Genomic DNA, 11,715 nt, shown 5'->3' on the forward strand with positions numbered 1-11,715 from the left:
TGAGCCGATCGAGCGGCGCGCGGCCGGCGTCGACCTCACCGATCACCGCATCGGCATCGACCTCCACCCCGTCGAAGTCGAGCCGTGCGGCGAGGCTCGCATCGGCAAGCCGCTCAGCGTTCGCGCTGAGCCCGGCGGCGTCCTTCGGGACCGCGAACAAGGTGATCCCGTCGGCATCGTCCGCGCCGCCTGCGGTACGCGCGGCGACGATGATCAGGTCGGCGGTGTGGCCATGCGCGACGAAGCGCTTTGCGCCGGTCAGTTTAAAACCGTTGCCGGCGCGTTCGGCGGTCATCGCGATGCTGTCGCGGTGCTTGGCGGCCTCGTCGATCGCCAGCGCTGCTACCGTTTCGCCGGCGATGATGCCGGGGAACCAGCGTTCGGCCTGGCCGGTGCCCTTGAGCGCCTCGACCGCGGCAACGGCGGTGGTCAGGAACGGGGAGGGCGACAGGTTGCGACCGATCTGTTCGAGCACGACGCCCGCCTCGATATGGCCGAGGCCGAGTCCGCCCTGGTCCTCGCCGATCAGGATGCCGGTGAAGCCCATTTCGGCGAACTGCTTCCACAGGTCGCGCGAAAAGCCCGTGGCGTCCTCCGCATCACGCACGCGCGCATATGGCTGACGGGGGCGTGTTCCGCCACAAAGTCGCGGATCGTGTCCTGAAGGACGGTCTGGTCGTCGTCGAGATAGAGTGGCATTTCTGTTCCCCCGCGGAGGCGGGGGCCCAGGAGCCCCGCGCGCAGCGTTCGTGATTCTGGCTCCCGCTTCCGCGGGAGAACGGTAGAGCTCAGGCCGGCAGTTCGAGGATTCGCTTGGCGATGATGTTGAGCTGGATCTCGCTCGTCCCGCCCTCGATCGAGTTCGCCTTGGTGCGGAGCCACGAGCGCGGGATCGCACCGCCGCGCGAGCGGTCGCTGTCCCATTCGAGCGCGTCCGAGCCGCCCGCCGCCATCATCAGTTCGTAGCGCGACTTGTTCAGCTCGGTGCCGTAATATTTCATCATGCTCGGCTGCGCGGGGTGCGCCTTGCCCGCCTTCAATTCATCGATGAAGCGTTCGGACATCGCCCCGAACGCCTTGGCGCGCACCTCGAACAGCGCGATCGACGCACGAAGCAGCGGGTCGGCAAGACGGCCGTCATGGCCGAGCCCGACGGTGGCGATCGCACCGTCGATCAGCGGGTTGCCGCCCGACGAGGCGAGCCCCATGCCCGAGATCATCTCGCGTTCGTGGCCGAGCAGATATTTGGCGACGTCCCAGCCCTTGTTCTCCTCGTACACGCGGTTGACCTTGGGGACCTCGACATTGTCGAAGAAGGTCTCGCAGAACGGCGAATTGCCGCTGATCAGCAGGATCGGCTTGGTCGAGACGCCCGGGGTCGCCATGTCGAACAGCACGAAGCTGATCCCGCCCTGCTTCGAGCTCTTGTCGGTGCGGACGAGGCAGAAGATCCAGTCCGCCTTGTCCGCGTAGCTGGTCCAGACCTTCTGGCCGTTGACGAGATAATGGTCGCCCTTGTCCTCCGCCGAGGTCGCGAGGCCGGCGAGATCGGAGCCCGCATTGGGTTCGGAATAGCCCTGGCACCAGCGGATCTCACCGCGCGCGATCTTGGTCAGGTGATCGAGCTTCTGCTCCTCGGTGCCATATTTCAGCAGTGCCGGCCCGAGCATCGAGATGCCGAAGCTGTTGAGCGGGTTGCGCGCCTTGATCGCTGCCATCTCCTCGCGGAGGATCTTGGTCTCGGCAGGCGACAGGCCACCGCCGCCATAGGCCTTGGGCCAGTCGGGGACAGTCCATCCCCTGGCCGCCATCCGGTCGAGCCAGTCCTTCTGCGCGGGGCTCGATGGCTTGAACTGGCGACCGCCCCAGCAGACATCGTCCTCCGAGCGGACGGGCTTGCGCATCTCGGGCGGGCAGTTTTCCGCGAGCCAGGCGCGGGTTTCGGTGCGAAAGGTGTCGAGGTCGGTCATCGGGTCTTCCTTTCTCCCTCTCCCCTGAGGGGAGAGGGCGTAGAATTTACTTGATCTTTCCACCGCTCGCGGCGGCATCCTTCAGCGACTTGGCAACCGGGAAGCCGTATTTCTCGAGCCCGGCGACGACCTTTGGCAAGCCTTCCGACTGCGCCCAGAACATCGGCCCGCCGCGATAGACCGGCCAGCCGTAACCGTAGATCCAGACGACATCGACGTCGGACGCACGCTGCGCCTTGCCCTCTTCGAGGATCAGCGCGCCTTCGTTGACCATCGTGTAGAGCGTGCGCGCGACGATCTCCTCGTCGCTGATCTCGCGCGGGGTGACACCCGACTTGGCGCGGAAATCGTCGATGATTTCGGCGACGCGGGGGGAGTTGGACGGCGTGCGCTTCTCGTCATAGTCGTAGAAGCCCGCCTTGGTCTTCTGGCCCCAGCGGTTTTCGGCCGCCAGCGCATCGCGGATATTCTCGATCCGGCTCGGGTCCCGGTGCCAGCCGATGTCGACGCCTGCGAGGTCGCTCATCTGGAACGGGCCCATCGGCATGCCGAACGCGACATGGACGCGGTCGATCTGCTCGGGGCTTGCGCCTTCGAGCAGCAGCTTGGTCGCCTCGACCTGGCGCGGCATCAGCATGCGGTTGCCGATGAAGCCATAGGTGACGCCCGCGACCACCGCGACCTTCCTGATCTTCTTGGCGAGCGCCATGACGGTCGCGAGCACGTCGTCCGCGGTCTTGTCGCCACGGACCACCTCGAGCAGCTTCATGACGTTGGCGGGCGAGAAGAAGTGCATGCCCACGACGTCCTCGGGCCGCTTCGTGCACGCCGCGATCTCGTCGATGTTCAGATAGGAGGTGTTCGAGGCGAGGATCGCGCCGGGCTTGGCGATTGCGTCGAGCTTGGTGAAGATGTCCTTCTTCACCTCCATCGTCTCGTACACCGCCTCGATGATCAGGTCGCATTCGGCGAGATCGGCGAAGTCGAGCGTGGGCTTTAGCGCGCCCATCGCCTGTTCGACCTGTTCGGGCTTCATCCGGCCCTTGGCGGCGGTCGCCTCGTAATTCTTGCGGACGACGCCGGTGCCGCGGTCGAGCGCGTCCTGCTGCATCTCGACGATCGTGACGGGGATGCCGGCGGACAGGAAGTTCATCGCGATGCCACCGCCCATCGTGCCCGCGCCGATCACGCCGACGCGTTTGATCTCGCGCAGTTTCGTGTCCGCGGGGACGTCGTCGATCTTGGCGGCCTGGCGCTCGGCGAAGAAAATGTGGCGTTGTGCGGCGGACTGGACCCCCATCATGAGCGCCATGAACTGCTCGCGCTCGAACGCGACACCCTCGGCGAAGCTCGACCCGTCGGCGGCCTTCTCGACGCAGGCGATGTTGGCGGCGGGCGCGTCGAAATTGCGGAAGCGGCGCGCGTTCTCCTTCTTGAATGCGGCGACCGCGTCGGGATCGGCCTGCGCGGTCTTCTCGGACGCGCGGGGCAGGGGGCGCTTCGCCGCGATCTCGCGCGCGAAGGCGATCGCGTCGGCTTCCAGGCTGTCCTCGCCGACGATCTTGTCGATCAGGCCGGCGTCGAGCGCCTTCTTCGCAGAGATCGGATCGCCCTTGGCGGTCATCTCGAGCGCAAGCTTGACGCCGGCGATGCGCGGGATGCGCTGCGTGCCGCCCGCGCCGGGTAGCAGGCCGAGCTTGACCTCGGGCGTGCCGATCTTGGCCGAGGGAACGGCGACGCGGTAATGGCAGCCGAGCGTGACTTCGCAGCCGCCGCCCAGCGCGGTGCCGTGGATCGCGGCGACGACGGGCTTGGACGACGCCTCGATCATGTCGACGACGGTCGGCAGGCCGGGCTCGACCATAGGCTTGCCGAATTCGGTGATGTCGGCGCCCGCGAAGAAGGTACGGCCGTCGCAGCGGATCACCATCGCGGTGATGCTCGCGTCGGCGACGCCGTCCTTGATCGCGGCTTCGAGCCCCTGGCGGACTGCGGCGCCAAGTGCGTTGACCGGCGGGTTGTTCGAGATGATGACGAGGACGTCGTCATGGCGTTCGGTGCGGATCGGGGTGGTCATTATTCTCTCCTGGTGACGGCCGCTGACGGGTCAAGTCATGGCGGCGTAGATCATCGTCTTGAGCTCGCGGCGGATGGGGTAGAGACTGCTGGGCGAGACCTGGGTCATGAAGACCATCGACAGGCGTTCGACCGGATCGATGAAGAAGGCGGTCGAGAACATCCCGCCCCAGTAATATTCGCCCTTCGACCCCGGCATCATCGATCGGACGGGATCGATGGTCACCGCGAAGCCCAGTCCGAAACCGGTGCCGGCATTCGTCGCCTCGCTGAACATCGACCGAGACATCGTCGTCAGGTCGGCGCCGCCGGGCAGATGGTTCTGCGTCATGAGTTCGAGCGTCTTGCGGCCGAGGATCCGCGCACCGTCGAGTTCGCCGCCGTTGAGGCACATCTGGCAGAAGCGTTGATAGTCCAGCGCGGTCGAGACGAGCCCGCCCCCGCCCGACAACAGCGTCGGCGGACGGCTCCACGCGCTCTTCTCGCCGCGATCGAGCATCGTGCGCCCCTTGCCCGGTGCGACCGTGTAGCAATCGGTCAGGCGATCCGTCTTGTCGGCAGGAACCTGGAATCCCGTGTCGTCCATCTTCAGCGGCACGAAGATCCGCGTCGTGAAGAAGGTGTCGAGCGTGACGCCCGAGACGCGCTCGACCACCGCGCCAAGCACGTCGGTGGCCACCGAATAATTCCACGCGGTCCCCGGCGAGAATTCGAGCGGCAGCGCGCCCAGCGCGGCGACGAACCCGTCAAGATCGAGATTGCCGTGCCAATTCTCGATCTTGCCTTCGCGATAGGCGGCGTCGACATTCGAGCGATTCTGGAAGCCGTAGGTCAGACCCGAGGTGTGGCGGAGCAGGTCGATCATCCGCATCGGCTCGGCGGTCGGTTTCACCGCAAAGGGGACCCCCGCACCGCCGCCGTTATAGACGCCGATCCCCTTGAACGCGGGCAGGACGTGATGAACCGGCGTGTCGAGCGCGACGAGGCCCTGTTCGACCAGCATCATGAACGCGACCGAGGTGATCGGTTTGGTCATCGACGCGATCCGGAACAGCGAGGTCTCGTCGATCGGCGCGCCGCCTTCGCGGGCGAGGCCCTGATGCGAGAAATGCACGGTTTCGCCGTCGCGCGCGATCAGCAGCTGCGCATTGGGGAGCTTGCCGGTGACGATATAGCGGTCTTTCAACAGCCTATCGATCGCGGCAAGCCGTGCCGGATCGAAGCCGTGCCGTTCAGCCGCCCCAGCGAACGCGGCGGTCATCGCCAGCTTCCCCGCATGCACCATACCCCCGGTTCGAACATGGGCACTCCTATTGCCTTGAGTGGCGTGCAAATCAACTCTAAACGTGCATCCGGTTGGCGGATAAGCCAAACCCGAAATTCATATTTGGAGTAGGCTGGCCTTGGCTCATGAACCAATCATCGCCCTGGACCCCAACTGGCCGGTCATGTCGATGGCGGAAACCGAACGGCGTCTGACTGCGCCCGGCGGCAAGTTCGAGATGGAGACCGTGACGATCGGCGGGGTCGCGACGCGCGTGTGGAAGAATGCGCCGCCGTCGCTGCGTTACCTGATCGAGGCCGCGCGCGGTCATGGCGAGCGCGTCTTCACCATCTATGAAGACGAGCGCGTGACCTATGAAGCGACGTGGCGCGCGGTGACGACGCTGGCGGCGCATCTGCGTACGCTGGGCATCGGGCCGGGCGACCGTGTCGCGCTGGCGATGCGCAACCTGCCCGAATGGCCGGTCGCGTTCTTCGCAGCGACCGCGATCGGCGCGGTGATGGTGCCGTTGAACGCGTGGTGGACGGGCGCGGAGATGGCCTATGGTCTCGCCGATTCGGGTGCCCGGGTCCTGATCACCGACGATGAACGCCATCACCGGCTCGAGGATATCTACGCGACGATTCCGTCGCTAGAGCAGGTGCTGGTCAGCCGCGCGGTCGCGCCGCTGACCGGTATCGCAGCGCCGCTGGAGGACGTGATCGGGGCGTCGTCGCACTGGGCGACGCTGCCCGACCAGCCGCTGCCCGACGCGGTGATCGCGCCCGACGACGATGCGACGATTTTCTATACCAGCGGCACGACCGGTGCCCCCAAGGGGGCGCTGGGGACGCATCGCAACATGATGTCGAACATCCTGACCGGGGGCTATTCGGGCGCGCGATCGGCCCTGCGGCGCGGCGAGATGCCGCCCGAGCCGACCCCGCGCGTGACGCTGACCGTCATCCCGCTCTTCCACGTCACCGCCTGCTCGGCGGGCATGATGGGGGTGATCGCGACGGGGAGCACGATGATCTTCATGCGCAAGTGGGACACCGTCCGTGCGATGGAGATCATCGAACGCGAAAAGGTGAACGTGACCGGCGGCGTGCCGACGATCGCGTGGCAGCTGATCGAGCATCCCGACCGCGGCAACTATGATCTCTCGTCGCTCGAATCGATCGCCTATGGTGGCGCGCCCTCGGCACCCGAGCTGGTCAGGCGCATCCATAGCGAGCTCGGTGCGCTGCCCGGCAATGGCTGGGGCATGACCGAGACGATGGCGACGGTCACGCATCACGGCGCGGAGGATTATCTCAACCGGCCGAGCAGCGCGGGCCCCCCCGCGCCGGTCGTCGACCTGAAGATCGTCGCGGAGGACGGCGTCACCGAGCTTCCGGTCGGCGAGGTCGGCGAGCTCTGGGCGCGCGGGCCGATGATCGTGAAGGGCTATTGGAACAAGCCGGAGCGACCGCGACGACGTTCATCGACGGCTGGGTGCGGACGGGGGATCTCGCGCGGCTCGACGAGGAGGGGTTCTGCTACATCGTCGACCGCGCCAAGGACATGATCATTCGGGGTGGCGAAAACATCTATTCGTCGGAGGTTGAGAATGTCCTCTATGCGCATCCCGCGGTCACCGACTGCGCGCTGATCGGGCTGCCTCACCGCACGCTGGGCGAGGAGCCGGTTGCCGTCGTCCACCTCGCTCCCGGTGCGCAGGCGAGCGAGGCGGAACTGCAGGCCTGGGTGCGCGAACGGCTCGCGGCGTTCAAGACGCCCGTCGCCATCCGCTTCGTGCCCGAGACCTTGCCCCGCAACGCGAACGGCAAGATCCTGAAAAAGGACCTGCAATCGCTTTTTGCGGATCGGATTCCGACCACGGCATCATAGTTTAGGGCGATTCGTTCTGCATCTCGCAGGCGGAGCGTCAACACCGCTTGAATGCCGCCCCGATTGTGACAAGGGGAAGGGCAAGCGAGGGGTAACGGCATGGCGAACGACGATTATACGGCCCAGGCGGGTACGGCGGACGTCCATGAGGGAGGGCCGCCGCCCGCTAGGGGCGGGGCAACCACGGAAACCAGCGCGGAAGGGGTGTTCGAACCCCCGATCGGCGTTGGTGTCGAGGATGCGATGCGGATCGCGCAGCGACGCGATCGCCTGCTCGCCGCGCTGACGCTGACCGCCGGAATTGGGCTGGTCATCGCATTGCCGTTCGCGTTGAAGGCAGGGGCGGAGTTCTTCCTGCCGCTGACGACCGCGCTGGTGATCGCCGTCGCACTGATTCCGGTGCTCGAATGGCTCGAACGGCGGGGCGTGCCGTCGCCGATCGCGGCGCTCGCGTGCATTCTGGTGTTCTTGGTCGCGGCCAATGTCGCGATCGCCGCGATCCTCGTGCCGGCAACCGACTTTTTTCGGCTGCTGCCGACACGGCTCGATCGGATCCAGAGCAATCTGGCGCCGCTGCTCGATCTTTATTCGAGCCTCGAGAAATATGTGAACAAGACGCTGCGGCAGGTCGCGTCGACGCCGATCAAGCAGCCTGCAACCGCGGGCGTCGCGGCACCGAGTTCGATCCTCGAATTCGCCGCGACATCCGCGCCGGCGGTCATCGTCCAGCTGCTGTTCGGGATCCTGATCGTGTTCTTCTTCCTGTCCGGCTGGACGGGCATGCGACGGCAGACGATCACGGGCCGCACGAGCTTCGACGGGGCGATGGCGACCGCCCGCGTGATTCAGGACGTGGTCGACGATGTCTCGGCCTATCTCGGCACGATCACCGTCATCAATGTCCTGCTCGGGATCGTGACCGGCACCGCCTTGTGGGCGATCGGCATGCCCTATCCGGCGATGTGGGGCGGGATCGTCGCCCTGCTGAACTACATCCCCTATTTCGGACCCGTGATCGGCGCGTTCCTGCTCGGGCTGGGCGGGTTGATGACCTTTTCGGATATCTGGATGGCGCTGCTTCCCCCGGCATTGATGTACGGGCTGCATCTCGTCGAGGCGAACGCGATCACGCCGTTCATCGTCGGCCACCGGCTGACGATCAGCCCGCTGCTGATCCTGATCTCTCTGAGCTTCTGGGGCTGGGTCTGGGGCACGCTCGGCGCGTTGCTGGCGGTGCCGCTGCTGATCATCATTCAGACCGTGCTGGGCGCAGCGGGGAAGCCCGATATCGCGGGGTTCCTGTTCGAGCATGGCACGCTGGTGCAGCAGAAAAGCGGGCGGAATCGGCGCCGGGGGGACGCGTCCGACGACCAACGTGAAACAGGCGGCTGAATGGGGGTTGACGCTATCCCAACCCTCGCCTAGTTGCCGCCTCCACGCTGTTTCAGCGGGTGTAGCTCAGTTGGTTAGAGCGCCGGCCTGTCACGCCGGAGGTCGCGGGTTCGAGTCCCGTCACTCGCGCCATCGTTCGTCGATGGTGTGAAATAGTGTCTACGACGGTGACGACTGCCAGACCGGTTTGCGGGTGCTGTGCAGAGGTCGTCATTGGGAATGCGGGTGTAGCTCAGTTGGTTAGAGCGCCGGCCTGTCACGCCGGAGGTCGCGGGTTCGAGTCCCGTCACTCGCGCCACCCTAAGGGGTGGCCGAGCCCCCCTTTAAAATATTAGCCGCCGTCCGGACAGTGACCGGGATCAGCGCCCCGTTTCCATCCAGCGCAGCACGGGTTTCAGCGGCGCTATCCAGATCAGCCCTGTGACGAGATAGAATGCCAGCTGGCCCAGCCAGTGCCAGCTGCCGACGATCGTCGACAGGCTGACGATCGCGACGCACCACAGGGTGATCAGCAACAGGATGCCGAGCATCCCGGCGGGTTTGCGCCAGCTAGGTGTCATGGCGTGATCCAGTCCTTGTCTGTGGCGATGGCGTGAAGCGGCACGTCCCAGGCGTCGGGCGTCAGCGCGTCGACCTCCTGGATCGCCAGCGCGATCCCGATTCGCCATGCGTCGGGATGCGCGAGAAATGCGCGGTCGTAATAGCCTGCGCCCTGGCCGATGCGATTGCCGTGACGATCGAACCCCACCAGCGGGGTGAGGATGATGTCAGGGGCGAGCGCAGCGGCATCGGCCGGGGGCTGGTGAAGCCCGAAGGGGCCTGCGATCAGCGCCGCCTCGGTCTCCCACGCGAGAAACCGCATCGGCTGGTCGCGGCGCACGACGTGGGGAAGCGCGATGACGCACCCTGCCTCGACAGCAGCGCGTGCGAACGGCAAGGGATCCGCCTCACCAGCCATCGGAACATAGGAGGCGACGGTCAGGCCGGGCGAAAGCCGGGCCAGGAACGCGTCCGGGACGCGGATCTCGACCGGCGCGGCGGCCGCACGGGCGGCCCGCAATGCGGTACGTAGCGCGGCCTTGTCGCTCACGGGTGCGGATCGATCATGCGGGTATCGTCCGATGACGGGAATGGTGATGTGGCGGGCCCACCATGGCCGTGTGCCGGGTTATCCACTGACGCACGGTACGTCAGGTGGGGACCATATGCTTCGGACCAGGGTCCTAACAGGGACAGCCCCCTATGGATGATGAATAGCCTCAGGGATAATAAAGGCTCGTACCGGGCAGAACCCGCCAAGGCCAATCTAGGCGCTCGGCGGGCTTTGCTCAAGGGCCTGTGCAAGTCCTTCGAGACGATCGGCGATGCGCGTCAGCGCGATCTCGCTGACCGCCGATCCTTCGGGCGGACGATGCGCGGCTTCGTCGAGATCATCGGCGAGCATCAGTGCGACGAACAGCATCGCGCGTTCGGCGCTGAGCCCCCCGGCGGCGCGGTCCGCGACCGGCCAGCGTTCGGCGAGCATCGCGCCGAGCAGACGCACGCGCGATTCCTCGCCGTCGCGACACGCGACCGCATGCGGGCGGCCACCGATATCGAGCATGACCTGTGCCATCAGTTGGGGCTCCCGCGGGTGATGACGTCGTCGAGCGCGGCGACCGCCTCCGCCATGCGCGCCTTCAGCGCGGCATGCCGCCTGGCGAGTGCGTCGCCGCTTTCGGCGCGTGCGTGGATCGCGGCTTCGATCCGGCCGATAGCGGCGTCGATCCTGTCGACCGCGGTTGGACCGTCGGGAGGCCTGTCGACGGCCGTCGGCGCGTCGGGAAGAGTATCTGGCATAGATTGCGAGATAGCATGGCCGGGGGGCGCGGCAAGCGGCTTTCGCCCGTGCCGCACACCGTCCATGGTGTTGACAGGGCGCCCCACCGCCCCGCAAAGGCAGCGCGCCCGGAACGGACTCACGGGCGTAGCGGAGATACAGCAATGACGGTCAAGGTTGCGATCAACGGTTTCGGGCGGATCGGCCGGCTCGTTGCCCGCGCGGTTCTCGAGCAGTCGAACGGCGCACTCGAACTCGTCGCGATCAACGATCTCGGCGACGCCAAGTCGAACGCCTGGCTGTTCAAGCGCGACAGCGTTCACGGCAAATATCCGGGCGACGTGTCGGCCGAGGGCAATGAACTCGTCGTCGACGGCAAGCGAATCCGCGTCACCGCCGAGCGCGACCCCGCCAACCTGCCGCACGCCGAGCTGGGCGTCGACATCGTGCTCGAATGCACCGGCTTCTTCACCGACAAGGCAAGCTGCCAGAAGCATCTCGACGCCGGCGCCAAGAAGGTGCTGATCTCGGCACCGGGCAAGAATGTCGACCTGACGGTCGTCTATGGCGTCAATCACGACAAGCTGACGGCCGAGCACACGATCGTGTCGAACGCGTCGTGCACGACCAACTGCCTGGCCCCTGTCGCCAAGGTGCTGAACGACGCGATCGGCATCGAGCGCGGCCTGATGACGACGATCCACGCCTATACCAACGATCAGAAGATCCTCGACCAGATCCACCCGGACCTGCGTCGCGCACGTGCTGCGGCGATGTCGATGATCCCGACCACGACGGGCGCCGCGCGCGCCGTGTCCGAAGTGCTGCCCGAACTGAAGGGCAAGCTCGACGGCTCGGCGATCCGCGTGCCCGTGCCGGACGTGTCGCTGATCGACCTGACCTTCACGCCCTCGCGCGACACGACTCGCGAGGAAGTGAACGCGGTGCTGAAGGCGGCGTCCGAGAGCGGCCCGCTGGTCGGCGTGCTCGACTGGTCGGACGAGCCGCTCGTCTCGATCGATCTCCAGCATACCCCGGCCTCGTCGACGATCGACAGCCTGGAGACCGCGGTGATCGACGGCAAGCTGGTCCGCGTCGTCAGCTGGTACGACAATGAATGGGGCTTCTCGAACCGCATGGTCGACACGGCCACGGCGATGGCGAAGTTCATCTGAGGTAGAGTACGAGAATGCGGTTCCGCTTCCTCCCTTGCCGTTCGCTTCGAGCGAAGTCGAAAAGTCGCGGCTCGTGACAGCTGGTGTCTCGACTGCGCTCGACACGAACGGGAAAGAGGCCGGGGC

General features: G+C 66.1%; 10 protein-coding genes, 2 tRNA genes and 2 pseudogenes. 6 read left to right on the plus strand and 8 right to left on the minus strand.

Annotated elements, in window-relative coordinates; genetic code table 11:
- Positions 1-642, minus strand: a pseudogene (locus NI18_RS01155) (acyl-CoA dehydrogenase family protein); the annotation flags it as partial.
- Between NI18_RS01155 and NI18_RS26160 the strand changes: the two are divergent.
- Entirely contained in the window at positions 616-753 is a 138-nt protein-coding gene (locus NI18_RS26160) for a hypothetical protein (RefSeq protein ID WP_306286156.1), read from the plus strand. The pseudogene NI18_RS01155 and the gene NI18_RS26160 overlap by 27 nt on opposite strands.
- A 35-nt stretch (positions 754-788) precedes the next feature.
- On the opposite strand, the gene NI18_RS01160 is transcribed toward NI18_RS26160, so the two are convergent.
- Genes NI18_RS01160 through NI18_RS01170 form a run of 3 tightly spaced genes read right to left on the minus strand, consistent with a single transcriptional unit; the run spans position 789 to position 5,307 of the window.
- Positions 789-1,970, minus strand: coding sequence for an acyl-CoA dehydrogenase family protein (locus tag NI18_RS01160; protein ID WP_037527502.1), 1,182 nt, complete (start codon positions 1,968-1,970; stop codon positions 789-791).
- A gap of 46 nt (positions 1,971-2,016) precedes the next feature.
- On the minus strand, positions 2,017-4,047 hold the full coding sequence (locus NI18_RS01165) for a 3-hydroxyacyl-CoA dehydrogenase NAD-binding domain-containing protein (RefSeq protein WP_037527504.1): 2,031 nt from the start codon (positions 4,045-4,047) through the stop codon (positions 2,017-2,019).
- 30 nt (positions 4,048-4,077) lie between these two features.
- Positions 4,078-5,307 (minus strand): serine hydrolase domain-containing protein, encoded by a 1,230-nt coding sequence (locus tag NI18_RS01170; RefSeq protein WP_031394456.1) that lies wholly within the window; start codon positions 5,305-5,307, stop codon positions 4,078-4,080.
- A gap of 187 nt (positions 5,308-5,494) precedes the next feature.
- Between NI18_RS01170 and NI18_RS01175 the strand changes: the two are divergent.
- The 4 genes and pseudogenes from NI18_RS01175 to NI18_RS01190 all read left to right on the plus strand — a co-directional run bounded on the left by NI18_RS01175 (position 5,495) and on the right by NI18_RS01190 (position 8,893).
- Positions 5,495-7,203: pseudogene (locus NI18_RS01175) on the plus strand (class I adenylate-forming enzyme family protein).
- A gap of 243 nt (positions 7,204-7,446) precedes the next feature.
- The gene (locus tag NI18_RS01180) at positions 7,447-8,595 is read left to right on the plus strand and encodes an AI-2E family transporter (RefSeq protein ID WP_081874318.1); all 1,149 of its coding nucleotides are present in this window, start codon (positions 7,447-7,449) and stop codon (positions 8,593-8,595) included.
- Between the two features lie 55 nt (positions 8,596-8,650).
- Positions 8,651-8,727, plus strand: a tRNA-Asp gene (locus NI18_RS01185).
- 89 nt (positions 8,728-8,816) lie between these two features.
- Positions 8,817-8,893, plus strand: a tRNA-Asp gene (locus NI18_RS01190).
- 61 nt (positions 8,894-8,954) lie between these two features.
- Here NI18_RS01190 and NI18_RS01195 read toward each other — a convergent pair.
- From NI18_RS01195 to NI18_RS01210, 4 genes are all read right to left on the minus strand, one after another.
- Positions 8,955-9,155, minus strand: a complete 201-nt coding sequence (locus NI18_RS01195) for a DUF2842 domain-containing protein (RefSeq protein WP_031396564.1) — start codon at positions 9,153-9,155, stop codon at positions 8,955-8,957.
- Entirely contained in the window at positions 9,152-9,685 is a 534-nt protein-coding gene (locus NI18_RS01200; protein WP_037527506.1) for a 5-formyltetrahydrofolate cyclo-ligase, read from the minus strand. The genes NI18_RS01195 and NI18_RS01200 overlap by 4 nt, the downstream gene beginning before the upstream one ends.
- Positions 9,686-9,901: 216 nt before the next feature.
- The gene (locus tag NI18_RS01205; protein WP_260171439.1) at positions 9,902-10,198 is read right to left on the minus strand and encodes a cell division protein ZapA; all 297 of its coding nucleotides are present in this window, start codon (positions 10,196-10,198) and stop codon (positions 9,902-9,904) included.
- Between the two features lie 11 nt (positions 10,199-10,209).
- On the minus strand, positions 10,210-10,434 hold the full coding sequence (locus NI18_RS01210) for a hypothetical protein (RefSeq protein ID WP_031396567.1): 225 nt from the start codon (positions 10,432-10,434) through the stop codon (positions 10,210-10,212).
- A 144-nt stretch (positions 10,435-10,578) separates the two neighbouring features.
- Here NI18_RS01210 and gap point away from each other — a divergent pair, with 144 nt between their 5' ends.
- Entirely contained in the window at positions 10,579-11,589 is a 1,011-nt protein-coding gene (gene gap, locus NI18_RS01215) for a type I glyceraldehyde-3-phosphate dehydrogenase (RefSeq protein WP_031396568.1), read from the plus strand.
- Positions 11,590-11,715: the final 126 nt, after the last annotated feature.

It is taken from the genome of Sphingomonas sp. Ant20 (assembly GCF_000783375.1).
Classification (GTDB): domain Bacteria; phylum Pseudomonadota; class Alphaproteobacteria; order Sphingomonadales; family Sphingomonadaceae; genus Sphingomonas; species Sphingomonas aerolata.